General features: G+C 66.1%; 13 protein-coding genes and 1 pseudogene. 6 read left to right on the top strand and 8 right to left on the bottom strand.

Annotated features, from left to right (window positions below; genetic code table 11):
• From QMX83_RS01560 to QMX83_RS01550, 3 genes and pseudogenes are all read right to left on the bottom strand, one after another.
• Positions 1-338 (bottom strand): annotated as a pseudogene (locus QMX83_RS01560) (methyl-accepting chemotaxis protein); the annotation flags it as partial.
• Between the two features lie 139 nt (positions 339-477).
• Positions 478-1,068, bottom strand: coding sequence for a M23 family metallopeptidase (locus QMX83_RS01555; RefSeq protein ID WP_282294914.1), 591 nt, complete (start codon positions 1,066-1,068; stop codon positions 478-480).
• Positions 1,065-3,296, bottom strand: coding sequence for a CocE/NonD family hydrolase (locus QMX83_RS01550; protein ID WP_282294913.1), 2,232 nt, complete (start codon positions 3,294-3,296; stop codon positions 1,065-1,067). The genes QMX83_RS01555 and QMX83_RS01550 overlap by 4 nt, the downstream gene beginning before the upstream one ends.
• A 172-nt stretch (positions 3,297-3,468) precedes the next feature.
• On the opposite strand from QMX83_RS01550, the gene QMX83_RS01545 reads away from it, so the two are divergent.
• The 4 genes from QMX83_RS01545 (at position 3,469) to QMX83_RS01530 (ending at position 6,728) form a co-directional block, all read left to right on the top strand.
• On the top strand, positions 3,469-3,735 hold the full coding sequence (locus QMX83_RS01545; protein WP_282294912.1) for a hypothetical protein: 267 nt from the start codon (positions 3,469-3,471) through the stop codon (positions 3,733-3,735).
• Positions 3,736-3,838: 103 nt separating this feature from the next.
• Positions 3,839-4,636, top strand: a complete 798-nt coding sequence (locus QMX83_RS01540; RefSeq protein ID WP_282294911.1) for a MipA/OmpV family protein — start codon at positions 3,839-3,841, stop codon at positions 4,634-4,636.
• A gap of 24 nt (positions 4,637-4,660) precedes the next feature.
• Positions 4,661-5,371: a response regulator transcription factor gene (locus tag QMX83_RS01535; protein WP_282294910.1), complete on the top strand. Its 711-nt coding sequence runs from the start codon at positions 4,661-4,663 to the stop codon at positions 5,369-5,371.
• A gap of 16 nt (positions 5,372-5,387) precedes the next feature.
• A complete protein-coding gene (locus QMX83_RS01530; RefSeq protein WP_282294909.1) occupies positions 5,388-6,728 on the top strand; it encodes an ATP-binding protein in 1,341 nt (446 codons plus the stop codon).
• Here QMX83_RS01530 and QMX83_RS01525 read toward each other — a convergent pair.
• Both QMX83_RS01525 and QMX83_RS01520 read right to left on the bottom strand, forming a co-directional pair.
• Positions 6,709-7,611: a LysR family transcriptional regulator gene (locus QMX83_RS01525; protein WP_282294908.1), complete on the bottom strand. Its 903-nt coding sequence runs from the start codon at positions 7,609-7,611 to the stop codon at positions 6,709-6,711. The genes QMX83_RS01530 and QMX83_RS01525 overlap by 20 nt on opposite strands.
• A 144-nt stretch (positions 7,612-7,755) precedes the next feature.
• Positions 7,756-8,673, bottom strand: coding sequence for a helix-turn-helix domain-containing GNAT family N-acetyltransferase (locus tag QMX83_RS01520; RefSeq protein ID WP_282294907.1), 918 nt, complete (start codon positions 8,671-8,673; stop codon positions 7,756-7,758).
• Positions 8,674-8,970: 297 nt separating this feature from the next.
• Between QMX83_RS01520 and QMX83_RS01515 the strand changes: the two genes are divergently transcribed.
• Positions 8,971-11,508, top strand: coding sequence for a TonB-dependent receptor (locus QMX83_RS01515; RefSeq protein ID WP_282294906.1), 2,538 nt, complete (start codon positions 8,971-8,973; stop codon positions 11,506-11,508).
• Positions 11,509-11,560: 52 nt separating this feature from the next.
• Here the strand turns inward: QMX83_RS01515 and QMX83_RS01510 are convergent, their stop codons facing one another.
• The 3 genes from QMX83_RS01510 to QMX83_RS01500 all read right to left on the bottom strand — a co-directional run bounded on the left by QMX83_RS01510 (position 11,561) and on the right by QMX83_RS01500 (position 18,230).
• Positions 11,561-12,688, bottom strand: coding sequence for a Fic family protein (locus tag QMX83_RS01510; RefSeq protein WP_282294905.1), 1,128 nt, complete (start codon positions 12,686-12,688; stop codon positions 11,561-11,563).
• A 108-nt stretch (positions 12,689-12,796) separates the two neighbouring features.
• Positions 12,797-13,477 carry a type 1 glutamine amidotransferase domain-containing protein gene (locus QMX83_RS01505; protein WP_282294904.1) on the bottom strand — a complete coding sequence of 227 codons (681 nt, stop codon included), beginning with the start codon at positions 13,475-13,477 and terminating at the stop codon, positions 12,797-12,799.
• Positions 13,478-13,553: 76 nt separating this feature from the next.
• Positions 13,554-18,230, bottom strand: coding sequence for an ATP-dependent helicase (locus QMX83_RS01500; protein WP_282294903.1), 4,677 nt, complete (start codon positions 18,228-18,230; stop codon positions 13,554-13,556).
• A 156-nt stretch (positions 18,231-18,386) separates the two neighbouring features.
• On the opposite strand from QMX83_RS01500, the gene QMX83_RS01495 reads away from it, so the two are divergent.
• Positions 18,387-18,962, top strand: a complete 576-nt coding sequence (locus QMX83_RS01495; protein ID WP_282294902.1) for a metal-dependent hydrolase — start codon at positions 18,387-18,389, stop codon at positions 18,960-18,962.
• The last annotated feature ends 433 nt before the right edge of the window (positions 18,963-19,395 follow it).

The following is a 19,395-nucleotide window of genomic DNA, read 5'->3' as shown; positions in this document are numbered from 1 at the left end:
GCCTGCAGGGCGGCGCGGTCCTGGTCGTCGAAACTGACCGCGTAGCGGGTCTGCAGGCGTCTTGCATCGGCGACCTGCGCGTTCAATGCCGCGGCCAGCGCGGTATGCTGCTGGTATCGGGCAAAGGTGTCGGCCGCGCGCTCGCTGTTGTGGCGGGTCCAGCCGTACACGGCGGCGACCACCAGCAGGCCGGAGCCACACACCACCAGGCTCACCTTGAGCTTGTTGGCGATACTCATCCGGCGCAGCGCCGCCACCTTGGGTGACAGCGTGCGCCAGAGCGGCAACGCGTCCATGCGTTGGGTGAAAGACTGCAGGCGACGGGACAGGGCGTGCATCACGCACTCCAGGCAGAAGGACGCACCGGTATCGGCCGATCTCGCATTACCTTTAGGGCGAATTGCATGCGCATGCCTGCGCGACCGCGCACGTTGTAGCGCACGCAGACGACGGGACGATGACGAGAGGCAGCAGCCTTTACTGCTGCGGTGAGGTGTTCAGCGGCTTCCAGGCCTTGAGCAGCGGCAGCGGATCGTAGGCCCCATCGGCCCCGTAGATGCCCCAATGCAGATGCGGCGGCGTACCGGCGGCATTCCCGGTCGTGCCGACATAGCCCAGTAGATCGCCCTCGGCAACAACCTCGCCCTCCTGCAGGCCAGCGCGCCAATCCTCCAGATGCGCGTAGTAGTAACGCTCACGCGCCGGCCCCACCACCCAGACCTGGCGCCCTCCAAGACCACGGTCGCGTACCGCGACCACGACGCCGGGCGCGGCGCTGCGAATCGGCGTGCCGCGTTTGGCGAAGATGTCCACGCCGGCATGGGTACGATCACGCCCGCGTGGCGCGCCGAAGGTGTCAGCGATGCGGCGTGCCGCCACGCCCTCCACCGGAACCGGCAATGCCGTCGGCGGCGGCATGCGCGACAGCTCCCACATCGCGCGCGGGGCCTTCAGCCATTCGCTGTTCCATAGCGCCATGGCCGCCACGCCCAGTACACCCAACAGCAGCAGCGCGACAATCCACCTGCGCAGGCGGCGCGCCAGCGAGGGTCCGCTTGCGGGGCTCATTCCGCCACCGCACGCAGCGGAATACGGAGGATGCTGTCAGTGCTCCAGTCGATGCTCAATGGGGCTCCCGCATCCGCGACCGACTCATCACTGACATCCTTGCCGGTACCGTGGTTGACCTGGTGTTCGGCGTCCTTGAGCACGTCCACCACCACCAGCAGGCGGCTGCCCTTGGCAATGCGGCGGCCGGTCATGCGCGTGCGCTGCAACGGCACCTGGGTCCACTGACCCGGGGTAAGCAGGTGTCGGGATGTCATGTCCGCAGCATAGCTGGCGCGGCCGACGTAGTACGAGAGCTGCATGACCTTCCCGTCCTTCTGCCATTCATACAGTGTCACAGTCAGGTCGACATCGCGCTTGTTGATGCGGATCTTCAGGTCACCGCCGAACGGGCCGACCATGTCCATGGGCTGATCAAACGGAGCGCTGACGAATGACAGCCCACCGTCATCCGGCGGCCCTGCGCGCAGGATGGGCCAGGGGTAGTAGCTGTGGCGGCTGCTGTTGCGGTCAGCGAAGTTCACGGCCTGGGTCAGCACACCGGCCGGCGCCGTGGGGGTTTCGATCAACCGGTACTCAGTACCCGCACGCTCGCGGGAAAGATGGAAGGTCGTCATGCCACCACCCGCTGCCTGCAGCGATGGCGCATGCTCCCACCGGTTGGCCCCCATCAACTGGTAGTTGACCCGATCAGCCAGCAATGGCGGCAGTGGGGCTCCGTTCAACACGTGGTCGAACCACTGGAACGTGATGGCATCTGTATCGAACTGGGCGATCGGGTCCACGCTGTAGCCGCGCAGCTCCATTGCCTTGACGTTGGCCTGTGTGCCGAAGTGGTCGTAGGGGCCGATCAGCAACCGGTGATCCGCATCGGGCAGATGACGATAGTGCTCGCGAAAGTAATGCAGTGCCGAGATCTGCCCGTCATCGTAGTAGCCGGTGATCGACAGCACCGGAATGCGGATGCGGGAGAAGTCGTCGCCGTACGGGACCATCGCCTGCCAGTAGGCATCGTAGTCGGGATGCGCGAGCCAGCGCTGCAGCCAGCGGTTGGGCGTGCCATCGACCTGGTCGATCTGCCGGTAAGGACGACCGGAGGTGTACCAGCGCTCGGTCAGCGCATCCCAACGCTCGCGCTGGTTGTAGGTGTCGTTGTCCAGCAGACGATTGTTGGCGACATAGAACGGCCAGGCGTAGTTGGCCGACAGAAACACGTTGTTTTCCATCGGCAGCCCCAGACCCGGGATCGCCGCGACGTAGGGCGCGATCGCCTTCAACGCCGGCGGTGCATGCTTGGCGGCCGCCCATGCGGCAAAGCCGGAGTAGCTGCCGCCGTACATCACCACGCGCCCGTCGGTCCATGGCTGCTGGCTGATCCAGTCAACGGCGGCGGCCGCATCGACGCCCTCGGTTTCGTAGGGTGCGGCCGTGCCCGTACCCAGTCGCTTGCCGCGCGCGTCGACGACCACGCCCACATAGCCGTGCGCTGCGGCCAGCGCGGCCTGGGTACGGTTGCGGGCCGGGTCGGTATAGATGGTGAACAGCATCGCGGCCGGGGGCGGCGCAGCGGACCTGCGGGGACGGGCCACGTGCGCGGAAAGCACAACGCCTTCCATCGCGGGAATGCGGACTGAATCGTCGATCTCGAAGCGACGATCCTCGTCGGCGCGGATCAGATCCGGTGCAAGCCGGCTGGTCACCCTGAACGTCGCAACGAATGCCGCCTGCCGGATCAGATCCAGCGCCTGCTCGTGGGTCAGACTGGCGCTGCCGGCGTACGTGGCCAGGGCGGCATCCAGCTTCGCCTGCGCCGCCGGCAGGTTGGTGCTGAACCAGTAGTGCGTTTTCAGCGCCGACACATCGTCGAGTGCGGCGAACCAGGCAGCAAATGCCGCCGCATAGGCACGATCGAATCCGGGCTCTGCCGGGTTGCCGGCCTTCGCCATCAACAAGTACGGCGTCCAGCGCTGCGCCTGGCTCTCATTGCCCTCAGAACGCAGTGCGTGCATCAGGGCAGTGATAGCCGCGGATGCCTGCGCGTACTGCCCCGCCACCAGCAGCGACTGGCTGCGCTGCACGGGCGTCAAGTGGACAGCGTCACTGCCGTCCAGCAGCTGCCGCGCCAACCCGACCAGGGCCGCATCGGTCGGCCTGACCGTCGCACCCGCGGGAGCATTCCATTGCAGTGATTGCTGCGCACCGGCTGCAGGCGCGAGCAACAGGAGCAAGGACAACAGGCCGGCACGGAGTGAGCGCCGCCCACTCAGGCGGATCCGGCCGGGTAGATCGCCATGCGTCATGGGACTGCCTTGTCATCGGTGGCTGCGGGCACACTACGGCAGTGCTGGCCGGCCTGCCAGTCCCGCATGGCATACTTGATGCTTGCCTGGGGAGGTATACATGATGGCCAAGCTCACGACCTGCACGGGATGCTCCACCCGTTTTGATGCGCGCAAGGCGCTGGTATCGGCGGGCGGTCTACGCACGACCAATGCGATGTATCAGCGCGATGTCGCGTTGCAGGTGCGGTGTCCAAACTGCCGCCGCGAGTTCACCACCACCGAGGTATCGCTGTTCGGATTCCTGTCGCCCAATGGCTACCGCTGGGTGGTGGTCGCGCTGCTGGTGGTGATTGTTTTCCTGATGTTCTGGCTGCCACCGCGCTGATCACCCGCATCTGGCTGAATCGATGCCGACGGCCGCCAAAGCCGTAAGGCGCGCGTAAGTCCGCTGCCGCAAGACTCACCCGGTCCTCCCCCGGAAGTCCTGCATGTTCAAGTACCTGGTATCCCTCCCTGTCCTGCTGCCCAGCCTCGCCCTGGCGCAGACCACCAGTACCGGCGACCTGCTCGCCAAGGTGGACGATGACCGCTGGTCGATCGGCGTGGCCGCGTCGGTGCGGCAGAGTCCCTATGCCGGTGAAGGCACCCGGGTACGGCCGGTGCCGCTGCTCACCTACGAGGGTGACCGTGTTTTCTGGCGGGGCCTGGGCGGGGGTGTGCATCTGATCAACCGCAACGGGTTCCGCGTGGATGCCGTGCTGTCAGCGCGCATGGACGGATTCGACATCGACGACCTCGGGCAGCGCGAACTGCGCGCCAACGGTATCGACCCGTCGCAGCTGAGCGATCGCGACGACGGTCTGGACGCCGGATTGGCAGCGAGCTGGAGCAGCCGCGCCGGCGAGTTCAAACTGAGCGCACTGGCTGACGTGACTGACCGCAGCGGCGGCTACGAGATTGCCGCCGACTATGCGTATGCGTTCAAGTGGGGACGCAGCACGCTGATCCCGGGGGTCGGCGTGCGCTGGATGTCCGATGACCTGGTGCGCTATTACCATGGCACGCTGGACGAGGAGATCTCGCGCGGCGTGCAGCGGTATCAGCCGGGCTCGGCGCTGGTGCCGCAGGTCAGCCTTGCCTTTTCGCGACCACTGGGCGAAAAGTGGCGGCTGCTGGGTGCGGTGGACTACCGGTTCCTGCCCAGCGAGATCACTGACAGCCCGCTGAGCGAACCCGATACCGATGGCTCGGCAGGGCTGCGCATCGGCATCACCCGCAGCTTCTGACCCTCCCACTGCCCCGGTTCCCTGATGCTTCCACCGCCGCCCCCGTTGAGCAACCGCATCGCCTTGGTCGAGGACCATGCGCGCCTGGCCAGCCTCGTCGAGCGTGGCCTGGGGGCAGCGGGAATCGCCGTCGATACCTTCACCAGCCTCGAGGCGGCCTGGCACGGCATTTCCGACCACGGCTATGCGTTGGCGGTGATTGACCGCGGCCTGCCGGACGGTGATGGGCTGGAACTGGTGCGGCGCATGCGGGCCGCTGGCAACCGTATTCCGTGCCTGATGCTGACCGCCCGCGATGCGCTGCATGATCGCGTCGACGGGCTTGATGCCGGTGCGGACGATTACCTGCCCAAGCCCTTCGCGATGGAAGAACTCGGCGCGCGGGTCCGCGCATTGATGCGACGTCCCGCCGAACTGCGTGATCTACAGCTGGTCCACCACGATCTTCAGGTCCTGGCAGAGAGCAGCAGCCTGCGCTGCGGCGAAGAACTGATCAGCCTGGCACCGGCCGAGCTGCAGATCACCATTGCACTGGTGCGCGCTGCCGGACAGGTGGTCCGCCGCCGGGCGCTGGAAACAGCGGCATGGGGCATGGGCGAAGCGGTTACCCCGAATGCCCTGGACGTCGCGCTGCACCGGCTGCGGCGCAAGCTGGTCGCGATTGACTCCACGCTGGCCATCGTCAACGTCCGTAACCTCGGCTTTGCCCTGCGTCCTGTCGATGCGGCCGCGTAGCCTCAGCACACGCCTGATGCTGGCGGCCCTGCTGGCGTTGCTCACCGCCACCGCCGCGGGCACCGCACTGTTGCTGCTGGCCCGACACGCCACGCCCGAAACCCTGACCCGTGAAGAGCTGGTCGAAGAGGTGGCTGAGTTGCGTGCCGGGCTTCGTAGTGCGGCAGATGGCACGCTGCGGCTGGATCTGCCGGCCGAGGTCGGCAACGTCTACGACGCCATGCCGCGCGACGCCGCATTCTGGATCATCGATGCCACCGGCCGCACCGTCGCCAGCAGCCGACCGGGACCGGCATTGCAGGCGCTGATGGGCCTGCCCGTGGGGGCCACCGACATGACCGTCGCCAATCCAGCCGGCACCATCACCCTGCAGGTGATCGAGGCTCCGATGACGCATGCCAGCCGCGACTACACGGCCCGCATCGCCCGCAGCGACCGGCTGGTGAGCACGCTCAAGAACCACGCCACCAAACTCTATCTTCGCGCCGGGCTGGCGGTCGGTGCACTGGCACTGCTGACCTTTGCAGCGGTCATCTACCTCACCGTGCGCTGCATGCTCCGGCCCCTGCACCAGGTCTCGCGTGCCGCCACACAGGTAGGACCACGCCGGCTCGGCATGCGCCTACGCAGTGAGCACCTGCCGTCGGAGGTGGTGCCCCTGATCGATGCCTTCAACGCGGCGCTGGCGCGCCTGGAGCAGGGCTACCGGGTGCAGCAGGAGTTCCTGGCCGCCGCCGCACATGAACTGAAGACGCCGCTGGCGCTGCTGCAGGCGGAGATCGAACTCAGCGGAGCTCCAAACACGCCGCTTCTGCTGCGCGATACCGCGCAGATGGCCCGCCAGGTCCATCAACTGCTGCACCTTGCCGAAGTCAGCGAAGGACACAACTACACCTTTGCTCCGGTTCATCTGGGCACGGTGATTGCGGACACCGTCGACTACCTTTCACGGCTGGCGAAGCAGCACGCGGTGGCGGTGGTGGTGCAGGTGGCCGACCCCTCGGAAACCGAGGTGGAGGCGGACGCGTCGGCGGTCTTCGTGCTGGTCAAGAACCTGCTGGAAAATGCCATCCACCATTCCCCGCGTGGCAGCACCGTGCATATACAGGTGAACCACCTTGGCTTCAGCGTGCGCGATGCTGGACCCGGCGTCGACGCCGCGCATCGCCCATTGCTGTTCAAGCGGTTCTGGCGCGGAGCACCGAAGGAAAGCGAGGGGGCGGGCCTGGGCTTGGCGATCTGCATGGAGATCTGTCTCTCGCACGGCTGGGAGATTGTGCTGACACCTCCCGACCAAGATGCCGGTGCGTGCTTTGTCGTCAGCATTACGCGCGAACTCAGCCGAGCCGCGAGCTGAAGGCCTCGATTACCCATTCCACGAACACCCGCAGCCGATGGGTCATCTGCCGCGTCTGCGGATAGACCAGCAGCAGCGGCAACGCCGACGGCCGCCAGTCCGGCAGCACTTCCACCAACTCACCGGACTGCAATGCCGGCCGCGCGGTGTGCAGGAAGGTCTGGATCACGCCGAGTCCGGCCACCGCCGCCGCCAGATGCGCGTTGCTCTCGTTGATGCCCAGCTGGTTCTCGGCAATGATCTCCACGCGGTCATCGCCCTGCTCGAAGCGGAACGGAAAGGGCCGGCCGCTCATCGGCGAAAGGTAGTTCAGCAACCGGTGCCCGTGACGCAGCGCATCCGGGTGCTCAGGGGTGCCATGCCACGCCAGGTAGGTGGGACTGGCGCAGCTCACCACCTCGGCATAGCCCAGCAGATGGGTGACCATCGAGGCATCGGCCAGCGCACCAATGCGCACCACGCAGTCCACGTGCTCGCTGATCTGGCTGAGGGGCCGGTCCGAAACGCCCAGTTCCAGGCGGATGTCGGGATAGCGCTCGAGGAAATCCGGCAACGCGGGGACCAGCACGTTACGCGCCGTCGCCCCGCCCACATCCACGCGCAGCACGCCGCGTGGCGCATCGCTCACCGCGCCGAACGAGGCATCGATGTCTTCCAGGTCATGCAGGATGCGCCCCGCCTTCTCGTAGTACAGCACGCCTTCGGCGGTGACTGACACCCGTCGGGTGGTGCGCTCGAGCAGGCGTACGCCCAGATGCGCCTCCAGCTCGCGCACGGTCTTGCTGAGGGTCGCGGCGGGCATGTCCAGCGCTTCGGCGGCACGCGTGAAGCTGCCCGTCTCCACAACGCGGGTGAACGCCCGGATGGCGATCAACTGATTCACGTGCTGTCTTCCTTACTGACGAGTCCGCCAGACGGTCGGGGAAGTGGACCTTCGTCCACAGCGTCCTGCGCGATACCGACGTGCAGGAGCGTAGCAAGCTGACTTGTTCAGCAATACCGTATTTCTACTGCACACTGCGCCCGTTTACAGTGCGCGCGCCCACAGTTGCGACACCTGGGGCTTCCCGAACAGCTGTTCATGCTGCTCGGTCAGCAGTTCGAAGCCGGCGCGTTCGTACAGTCGACGCGCGTCAACGAGTGCCGCGTTGGTCCACAACACCATACGCTTGTAGCCCACCGCGCGTGCGAAGCTCATGGCCTCTTCAACCAGCCGCTGGCCGATGCCAAGGCCGCGCGCACTGGCATCCACATGCAGCAGCCGCAGCTTGGCGTTCTGCGCATCATGGCGGACCACGAACACCGAGCCCACCGCGTTGCCGTCGAGTTCGGCGATCCAGCAGCGCTCGGTCTGTGGATCATGTTCGCGCAGGTAGCGGGTGACGATGTCGGCAACGAGTGCCTCGAACTCGGCGTTCCAACCAAACTCACGTGCGTACAGGGTGCCGTGTTTGTGGATCACCCAGCCCATGTCACCCGGGCGCGGATCGCGCAGCACATAGGAGCCAGCGGAACCGCCCAGCAGCGCGCGGATCTGGTCCATGCACTCGACCAGGCGCTGCTGTCCCGGCTCGCTCAGCGTTCCCACCAGGGCGCCGATGCTGTCGGTGGATGCTGCATCAAGCTGGGCGAATGCAGTGCGACCTTCATCGGTGAGCACCAGCCGGTTCGCCCGCCCGTCCATCGCGGAAGGCTCGCGGCGGACCAGCCCGCGCGTCTGCAGGCCACTGAGCAGTCGACTGAGATAGCCGGCATTGAGTCCCAGGCGCTGGCCGAGCTGCGCGGCGGTAATGCCCTGCCCTTCAGCCAACTCGAACAACACGCGCACCTCGGTCAGGGTGAACGCGCTGTCCAGCAGCCGCTCTTCCAGGACGCCGATCTGGCGGGTGTAGAAGCGGTTGAACGCGCGCACCTGTGCCACTGCTTCACGGTTTGGCTCGGACATGATGGGCTCTTATGTTTGCCTGAGGCACATAGTACATGCCAAAAGCACATATATCGCCGGGTTATGTGATCTATTTCGCGGCTTATATCGCCAAAACGAAAGATTCGTTGCAGTACGGTTTGCGTTCTGTTAATTCTGCGTGTAGCGACCAGGGCCCTGGCCGCAAGGAGAACCAACTGGATGAAGCACTGACAGAACGACCACCCAAAAAACTGACTGCAAGGTGCATGCATGAACTACCGTATTGGCAGTAGTGTTCAGGCCCCAAAAGCGATAAAGCCATTGGCATCTGCAGTGATGGTGGCCCTTGCCACCGCGCTGCTGGCCGCCAGCCCCGGCGCGGCCGCACAGGACAGCAGCACAGAGGGAAGCTCGGCCACCACACTGGACACCGTTTCAGTGCTCGGCAGCCGCACCAAACCCCGTACCGTCTCGTCGTCGGCAGTGCCGATCGACATCATCAGCGGAGAAGAATTCCGCAACCAGGGTGCCACCGATGCCCTCGACCAGCTGAAGGTGCTGGTGCCCTCGTTCAACGTCAGCACCATTCCCATCGATGACGCCGCCAGCCTGGTGCGTCCGGCCAACCTGCGTGGCCTGCCGCCGGACAACACCCTGCTGCTGGTCAACGGCAAGCGCTTCCACCGCTCGGCGGTGATCACCTTCCTCGGACACGGCCTGTCCGATGGTGCGCAGGGACCGGACCTTTCGGTATTCCCGTCACTGGCGCTGGAACAGGTGGACGTGCTGCGTGATGGCGCGGCCGCGCAGTACGGCTCGGACGCCATTGCAGGCGTGCTCAACTTCGGCCTCAAGAAGCTGCGCGAAGGCGGCACCGCCGAAGTGTTCACCGGCAAGTACTACGAGGGCGATGGCCTGACCACGCAGTACTCGGCGCAGATCGGCCTGCCGCTGACCGAGCACGGCTTTGCCACCTTCACCGCCGAATGGCGCAAGGCCGACGACACCTCGCGCAGCGTGCAGCGTGACGACGCCGCCGCAGCGGCAGCGGCCGGCTATCCGGATGTGCAGAACCCGGCGCAGATCTGGGGTTCGCCCAAGGTCGATGATGACTTCAAGTTCGTCGCCAACCTGGGCCTGACCACCGAGAACGTGGACTTCTACCTGTTCGGCAACTACGCCAAGCGTGAAGTGGACGGCGGCTTCTACTACCGCGATCCCACCGCGCGCTCGGGCGTGTACTCCAATGACGGCGGCGAGACGCTGCTGGTTGGCAACCTGACCGGCGTGGGTACCTGCCCCACCATTGCCCTGCGCGATCCCTCCGGCAACCTGCTGCCCTACGCGGGCGTTGCTGCTGCGGTAGGCGCGCTGCCCGCCAACTGCTTCACCTTCCTCTCCAGCCTGCCCGGTGGCTTCACCCCACGCTTTGGCGGCAAGCTGGAAGACGCGTCCGTGGTCGCCGGTGCCAAGGGCACGCTGGGCGAGTGGTACTGGGACGTGAGCGGTTCGTACGGCCGCAACGACATTGAATTCACCATCTACAACACGGTGAACGCCTCGCTGGGTCCGGATCAGCCGGCCAACCTGTATTTCCGTCCGGGCGGCAACACCCAGACCGAAAAGAACTTCAACGTCGATGTGAGCCGCGACATCCCGGTCACCTTCAGCAGCCAGCCGCTGCGTCTGGCGTTGGGTGCGGAATGGCGCGAGGAGAGCTTCAAGATCAGCCAGGGTGATGGTCCGTCCACCGCGATTGGTCCGCTTACCGAACAGGGCTTCGCGCTGGGCTCCAACGGCTTCAACGGCTTCAGCCCGCGCACCGCCGGCACGTTCGATCGCCGCAACTGGGCGGCGTATGCCGATCTGGAAGCGCAGCTCACCGAGAAGTTCCTGCTCGCAGGCGCGCTGCGTTTCGAGGACTATGACTCGTTCGGCAGTACTACCACCGGCAAGCTGACCGGCCGCTTCGACTTCACGCCGAACTTCGCCATCCGTGGTGCGTACAACACCGGCTTCCGTGCCCCGACCCCGGGCCAGGCCAACATCAGCCAGATCAGCACCGTGTTCGGTGGTACCGCGCTGGAAGACATCGCCACGCTGCCGCCTACCAACCCGATCGCGCAGATCAAGGGCGCACAGCCGCTGACCCCGGAAGAATCGAAGAACTTCTCGCTGGGTGCGGTGTGGACCGAAGGCAACTGGTTGGTGACGCTGGACGGCTACCGCATCGAAGTGGAAGACCGCATCGCGCTGAGTACCAGCTTCACCATCACCGACGCCGAACGCGCCGCGCTGGTAGCCGGCGGCAATCCGGAGGCGGCGTCCATTTCGCAGGTGACCTACTTCGGCAATGCGTTTGACACCACCACCACCGGCGTGGACCTGGTCACCAGCTACAAGAGCGACCACTTCGGTGGCGATACCACCTACTCGCTTGCCGCGAACTGGAACAAGACCAAGGTGGACCGCTTCGACACCGACTTCATCGACGAAGCGCGTGTGTACAAGCTCGAGGAGTCACTGCCCAAGACCAAGGGCTACTTCAGCATCCACCACCAGCGCCAGATCTTCCATGCCAACCTGCGCTTCAACTACTACAGCTCCTGGTATGAGGATCACCTGGACAGCGGCGTGATCTCGGCGGCGGACGGTGGCCTGCCGATCTACGGCGGCAGCGCGCTGATCGTGGACGCCGAGGTGGGCTGGAAGTTCGACTCGGGCCTGTACTTCAGCCTGGGCGCGCAGAACCTGTTCGACCGCACCCCGGCGAAGAATCCCTGGAGCGGCGTGGCCGGTGCCGAGTACCCGGTGCACTCGCCCTATGGCTTCAACGGCGGGTTCTATTACGCGCGAGTGGGTTGGAAGTTCTGAGCAGGAATGCCTGCCAGAAGTGCCGGGCCCAGAAGGGCCCGGCAGATTCGTATCAGGCGTTGATCTCGTAGCGCACGCTTCGTCCGCTCCCAGGCAATCGACGCAGGCAGCCCTTCTCCAGCAACTCGGCCAAGTGACGCGTCGCCGTCGCCTTGGATACCTTGGCCACCGCCTGATACTGACGCGCACTGATTCCTTGCTCGAAGCCCCGCTCGCCGCCATCCAGCAGGCGGTTGAGAACCTTGATCTGCTCGGCCGACAGATCATCCATGCGGTGCTGTTGCCAGAACCGTGCCTTGGCAAGCACCGCATCGATGCGCTTCATCGCCTGAAGCAGACTTTTATGCAGCGTCCGCAAGAACCATTGCAACCACGCTGTGATGTCCAGATCTGCCTTCTGACTACTTTCCAGTACACGGTAGTAGCCCGCCCGGTCTTCCAGGATGCTGGCCGACATGGCGTGGAAGCGGATTGCCTGGGGTTGGCCTTGCGCCAGCGCCAGGTCAGTGAGCGCACGGGTCAAGCGACCATTGCCATCGTCAAACGGGTGCAGGGTCACGAACCAGAAGTGTGCAATGCCTGCGCGCAGCAGCGGGTCCAGCGTTGCATCCTCACGGGAGGCGGCAAACCAGGTCAGAAACGCATCCACCTGAAGTTCGAGTCCATCCCTGGGCGGAGCCTCGAAGTGAACTGTGGGGCGGTCAATTCGGCCCGACACCACCTGCATCGGCTCTTCGCCACGCAGCCCTCCCACCCTGATGCGCAGCGGTAGCAGATCGTCCTGCGCGGCAAACAGCCAGCGATGCCACTGCATCAACCGTGCATTGTCCAAGGCGCGTTCCGGATGTCCGGTGGCATCGAGCATGAGCTCAGCCAGCCCTTCACTGCGTGCGCTGGTGCGCGTGATCGCCTCCGACTCGATACCCAGACGACGAGCCAGCGAGGACCGAACCGAACCCACGTTCAACTCTTCCCCTTCGATCGCAGAAGAAGTGACGATGTTGGCCAGGAGCGTGTCCAAGGCATCTTCGGCCTGTCCCAAAGGGTCGGCGGCACCTGCCATGCCCAGCAGTTGTCCCTGGGCTTCCACGCACTGGCGGAGAAGCGGGGCCAACACATCGGACTCCCAGCGGAAGGCGGGCCAGTCAGGGCGCTCCCAGATCCACAGCGGACCAGACATGAACACTCCATTCAGGTGAGTGAGCCGATTAGAAGGGCTAATCGGCTCATTTTGTGAGCCGATTATGCCCCCTAATCGGCTCATCCGCCATCCGGAGCACCTGCTGTGTCAGCGCGCGGCCACCCGCAGCAGTTCCCGGGCGGCTTCCTCGGAGCTGGCGGGGTTCTGCCCGGTGACCAGCTTGCCGTCAGTGACCACGTACTGGCCCCAGTCGGCCCCCTTCTCGTAGCGACCGCCCAGCCGGGCCAGCTCGTCTTCCACCAGGAAGGGCACGATGTCGGTCAGCTCGACGGCGGCCTCCTCACTGTTGCTGAAGCCAGTGACGTGACGCCCCTTCACCAGCGGCGAGCCATGCGCGCCGTTGACGTGACGCAGCACGCCGGGGGCGTGGCAGACAAAGCCGATCGCTTTTCCGGCCCGGTCAAACGCTTCAATCAGCGCAATGGAATCGCGCGATTCGGCCAGGTCCCAGAGCGGTCCGTGACCGCCGGGGTAGAACACCGCGTCGAAGTCCGCCGGGTCCACGTGCGAGAGCTGCACCGTGCTGGCCAATGCCTTCTGCGCGGCCGTGTCCTGTTTGAAGCGGGCGGTCAAGGCGGTCTGGAAGTCCGGCTCGTCGCTTTTGGGGTCCAGGGGCGGTTGGCCACCCGCAGGCGAAGCCAGGGTGACATGCACGCCGGCATCGGTGAATACGTAGTACGGCGCGGCGAACTCTTCCAGCCAGAAGCCGGTTTTTCTGCCGGTGTTTCCGAGCTGGTCGTGTGAGGTGAGCACCATCAGGACGTTCATGGCGGGCTCCATCAATGGGGAACGCCAGCATGCGGAAGCGAGGGTAAAGGTTCTGTCCAATTCCGTGGAGCAGTCGTCAACCCTCCCAGTTCAAGCCGCGAGGTGCATTGCGGAAACCGGCGGCACGCAGCGCATCGGTAACCCTGCCCCGCCCCACCGGGACGTCATCGATCAGATCCAGGGTGAAGCGCAGCCGCGGATTGCGCCGCAGCGCCGTGGCCAATGCCCGCGCAGCGAAGCCCAGGCGCTCTTCGGCGTCGGCAGCATCCGCGTCCACGTAGCTCAACAGCGAGCGGCCGCCTTGCGTGAGGTACAACTGCAGCCCGCCCGAGCCGATCACCACCCACGCACCCGGGCGGCGTATGGGTCGGGTGCCCGCCGCGTGGGACGGCCATGGCATCACCGTCCCATAGGGATTGGCGGGATCGACCGCCGATAGTGCTACCGCAGCCACCGCGTCGTCGGCGCGGTCCGCCAGTTCGCGCAGACGATCGATGGTGTAACGCTCGGCGAACTGGGCACCGCCCATGCCTTCCACAAAGCGGCCGCGCAGCACCCGCCCGGTGTCCTCCATGCCGCGGTACACCTGCTGGATGGCCGGGAAGCCGCCCACTACGTCCTCGGCCATCGCCGCCCCACGGGTGACCACGCCATGCCGGTCCAGCAGCGCCTCAGCCAAGGCGACCGCGCGCGTGGTCTCACTGATGGCATCGCGCTGCAGCAGCGACCAGCGCCCGGCCAGCGTGGCGGCAGTCATCTGGACACGACCAACCGTGGCCTGGGTGGGACCACTGGGACTGCTGATCCCGTCGTGCATCATCACGCGGAACCCGCGTCGCCGGCGCAGCGCCGTCGTCGCACGTGGGCGTGGCGGCTTGTCGCCGCCCAGCGCACGCAGGGGTGTCCACAGATCGCAGGTGATGCGCCCTTGCCACACCAGCTCCCACAAGGCAGCGTGGAACGCATCCGCGTCGTCGCCGCCTGCGTTCACCACCCGCTGCGCCAATGCGCGCGCAAAGTACGCGCCGCCGTCGGACAGCACATTGATGATGGCCTGCTGCAGGGCCGACAGTGATGCGTCCTGCAGCGGCGGCAGGGACTCACTGGCAGATTCCTGCAGATGCAGTGACACCCACGCATCGTCGTCGCCACCGCGCGCGTGTCCGGCCCAGACCACCTCACCCGAGGCGATCAACGCATCAAGTACTGCGGGCGTGTAATCCCGCACGCGTGCAGGAAGCACCTGCTGCTCCCAGGTCGCTGCCGGCAACGCCACGCCCGCCAGTTGCTCGATCACGCGCAGGACACCATCACTGCCTTCCAGTGCTCCCACGCCCTGCCGTTCCAGCAGCAGGTTCACGTAGGCCTCGCGCCGGGCTGGGCGCGTCGCCGCGCGAGCGGCCTGCAGCGAGCGCACGCGCAGCCGGGCGAACACCGCGTCATCCACCCAGCAACGGCGGCTTCCGGCACCGTCGTCCGCCACCTCTGGCGGGGTGGCCGGCGCACCGAAGTCACCTGCCAACACCCGCCCCTGCTCGACCAACCCGGCCAGCACGCTCTCGACCACCACCGTTCCCAATCCAAACGCTGCGGCCACCTGTGCCGATGTGAAAGGTCCATGGGTGCGGGCATAGCGGCCGATCAGGTCGCCCAGCGGATCCTGGGAGGCTTCCAGGAACGTCGCGGGTATCCGCGCTGGCAGCGCCACGCCCAGTGCATCGCGCAGCCGCGCGGCATCTTCAATGGCTGCCCACTGCGGCATGCCTGCCAGCGTCACACGGATGACGCGGCGCTGCTTCTGCAGCGACTGCAGCAGTGCCAGCGCGTCCTCATCCTGCAGACGTACGGCGACCTGTGCTTCGCTCATCGGTCCCAGCTCACGCAGCAGATCCGCAATCCCTTCGGCACCCCGCACCTGGCGCTCCGGCGACAGACGCTGCAACGCGTCGGCCACGCCCTGCACCGCGACCGGGTCCAGCAGTTCCGCGAGGTCGACCTGGCCCAGCAGATCGCCCAGCAGGCGGCTGTCCAGTGCCAGCACCGACGCACGACGCTCGGCCAGCGGCACATCGCTGCCATACAGAAATTCGGCCACGTAGCCGAACAGCAGGTCGGCCGCGAAGGGCGAAGGTACCTCGGTCTGCACGTCCACCAGCTGCACCGCGCCGCTGGCGATGTGCTGCATCAACTGGCCCAGCGCGTCCAGGTCATAGACATCCTGCAGGCACTCGCGGGCGGTTTCCACCAGGATGGGAAAGTCCGGGTACTGCTGCGCCACCGCCAGCAACTGGCCGGCACGCAGCCGCTGCTGCCACAGCGGCGAGCGCTTGCCCGGCTGCTGGCGCGGCAGCAGCAGCGCGCGCGAGGCACATTCGCGGAAGCGCGCCGCGAACAACGCTGAACCACCGACCCGCTGGGTAATGACCTGCCGCAGGCGGGCGGGATCGAACACGAAGACCGCCGCATCCGGCACCCGACCGGTCGTATCCGGGATGCGGGCGACGATGCCATCGTCGCTGGACACCACATTCGGATCCACGTGCCAGTGCTCGCGAAGTCGGTCGGCGACTGCCAGCGCCCAGGCATCATGCACCCGCCGTCCGTAAGGCGAGTGCAGCATGAGCCGCCAGTCGCCGGTTTCGTCGCGGCACCGCTCCACCACCAGTTTCCGGTCGCTCGGCAGCATACCGGTGGCGGCGCGCTGCTCCTGCGCCAGGCGCAGCAGGTTGACGATGGCGTTGTCTTCCAGGCCACATCCGCGTAGCCGCTCGCGCAGCGCTGCGGGCAGCGCATCAGCGCTCGTCGCCTCCGGTGCCGTGTCCAGCGCCCCAAGCAATGCACCGATGGCCTGCCCCAGCTCGGCCGGCCGCCCCACCCCCTCGCCGCGCCAGAACGGCAGCCGCGCCGAGCGTCCAGGGGCCGGACTGACGATCACTTGGTCGTGGGTGATCTGATCGATGCGCCAGGAGGTCGCGCCCAACGTGATCACGTCGTTGACCCGGGATTCGTGCACCATCTCCTCGTCGAGTTCGCCCACACGGCGTGAGCCGGCACGCTCCACCCCTTCGGGCAGCAGCACGCTGTAGAGGCCACGGTCAGGGATGGTGCCGCCGCTGGTCACTGCCAATTGCCGCGCTCCCGGGCGTGCGGTGAGCAGGCCGGTGTCGCGGTCCCAGACCAGCCGCGGCCGGAAGCTGGCGAAGTCGTCCGACGAGTAGCGGCCGGCCAGCATGTCCAGCGTGGCGTCGAACGCACTGCGAGGCAGCGTCCGATAGGGTGCCGCGCGGCGAACCCGCGCATACCAGGCGTCCACCTGCAGCGGCTCCATCGCCACCGCAGCAACCGTTTGCTGAGCCAGCACATCCAACGGGTTGAGCGGCAGCTCGAGTGCTTCGATCTGCCCGGCCAGCATGCTTTCCACCACCACTGCCGCATCGATCAGGTCCCGGCGCGTACGCGGATACACCCGCCCACTAGACGTGCCGCCCACCTGATGGCCGGCACGACCGACCCGCTGCAGCGCACTGGCCACTGAAAGGGGGGCGGCGACCTGGATCACCAGATCCACGTCGCCCATGTCGATGCCCAGCTCCAGGCTGGAGGTCGCGACCACACAGCGCAGCGCGCCGTCCTTGAGCGCCTGCTCGATCTGCGCGCGTTGCTCCTTCGACACCGACCCATGGTGCGAGCGCGCGATCAGTTCACCGGCGTTGTCGACGCGACCTGACGTGCTGCCCGTAAACGAGCCCAGCACTTCTTCGCGTAGAGCCGGGCCTTGCCCGGCTGCCCCCATCCCAACCCGCTCCGCATGCAACGCATTCAACCGCGCGGTAAGCCGCTCCGCCACGCCACGCGAGTTGGCAAACACAATGGTGGAACGATGCCGCAGCACCTCATCCAGAATGCTGGCTTCCACATGCGGCCAGATCGAGCCAGCGCGCGACTCCCCGGCATCGCCCCCGCGCGTAGGAATATCCGCCATGTCCTCGACGGGCACGACGATCTTCATTTCCAGATGGCGCGGCGAAGGGGGATTGACCACGGTGACGGGGCGGTCACCGCCCAGGAACTCCGCCACGACCTGTGCCGGGCGGACCGTCGCAGACAGCCCGATCCGCTGGGCGGGCTGCTCCAGCAGCGCGTCCAGTCGCTCCAGGCTCAGCGCCAGATGGGTGCCGCGCTTGGTCCCCGCCACGGCGTGGATCTCGTCGATGATGATCGTGCCGACACCGCGCAGCGTCTCGCGCGCGTTGGAGGTCAGCATCAGAAACAGCGATTCGGGCGTGGTGATCAGAATGTCCGGCGGCTTGCGCACCAGGCGCGCGCGCTCGGCAGTGGGTGTATCTCCGCTGCGGATGGCGACCGAGAGATCGACATCGGGCAGCTGTTGCTGTCTGCGCTGCGCCCGCACGCCCTGCAAGGGCCGCTGCAGGTTGCGCTGCACGTCGGCCGCCAAGGCTTTGATCGGAGAGACGTACAACACGCGAGTCATGTTGCGCGCCGAAGGCGGTACCCGCTCGCGTAGCGCCGCGTCCTTCTCGCCGAACAGGCGGTCAATGGCATGCAGGAACGCGGCCAGTGTCTTGCCCGAGCCGGTGGGGGCAATGACCAGGGTGTGGTCGCCCTCCGCGATGGCCGCCCACGCCGCCTGCTGCGCCGGCGTGGCCGCCGGGAATGCAGCGCCGAACCACGCACGGGTCGCCGGGCTGAACGCGGCCAGGGCATCGGTTACCGGGGGAAGCGGCGAACTCAAGGGGACCATGCTCCGGGTGATGGTGCTACTGGCCAGTATGCCCGCAGCCATCTCAACGCGTTGCCGTCATCGACTTCACCGTGGCCTCATCTCCGGCGCATCGGGGGCTCACACTCCGGCTTGAGGATGCAGGCCAGTCCACGATCCGGTTTCGCCATGTCCTCCATCGCCGGTCACGCCGCCGCAGGCGTCGCGTTCTTCATGGCTTCCCGCAGATGGCTCCCGACAAGGTCGTGGTGGGCCGCACTGCCGTTCGTCGCCCTCGCTGTCTGCCCTGACCTGGACTATTTCGCGGTCTGGCTGTTCGATTACGCCGCTGATCCCCGCATCACGCACAGCCTGCTGTTTGCGATGGTGACCGCGCTGCTGGTGTGGATACCCTTGGCAACGACTGCGTCGACCCGTCTCCCCTTCCTGGCCCTGTTGACTGCCAGCGCATCGCACCCGCTGCTGGATCTTGCGGTGGGCGCACACCCGGTTCCGGTGCTGTGGCCGCTTGGACCAGAGTTGTCCGCCCCCGTCGGCCTGCTTCCCAGCGCTGGCGCACTGTCACTGGGAAATTACTACCTTTGGAGAAACGTGGTCATCGAGCTGGGGGTATTACTCCCTGCGCTGGCTTTGATCGTGGCATGTTGCAGACGCTACCCGCCTCAACGTGTCCGCATATGGACACTACGCTTGATTCTTCCTTGGTCGGCCATGCTTGCCTGGTCAATGAGTCTCCCTCGCTGAAGGCAGCGGTTGACGTTGCCGCTGCGCTCACCCGGGACCATTCCAGCGCAATCCTGAGAGGCTGACCCGGAACGGCCGGAAGTGTGCGCTGAGAATCCACTGGACCACCCGCTCGACGCTGCGGGGGCCTGGCTCAGCCTCAGGGACCCAGCACAGCTTTGGCCGCAGGCGGATCAGGTGCCCGGTCGGCACGGGCATCTTCTGCGAGGGAAAGCCCGAGTCAAGCACCAAGGCGAACTGCTCCAGATAGCAGATCCTGGGTCCCCCCTCTCTGGGATAGTGGATTCGGATTGCGATATCGAATCCAGTGCCCGGCTCCCGAATACGGACAACATTGATCGGCTGCGGTCGATCGAAGCCCCAATCTCTGTTGGCCGCGTCATATTCCTTGGTGTTACGAAGGATCCACCACTCGAACGTTCTGCCGGAAACC

The sequence above is a fragment of the Stenotrophomonas sp. PS02289 genome (assembly GCF_029960115.1).
Taxonomy (GTDB): Bacteria; Pseudomonadota; Gammaproteobacteria; order Xanthomonadales; family Xanthomonadaceae; genus Stenotrophomonas.
This window is presented reverse-complemented; position numbering and strand designations above follow the sequence as displayed.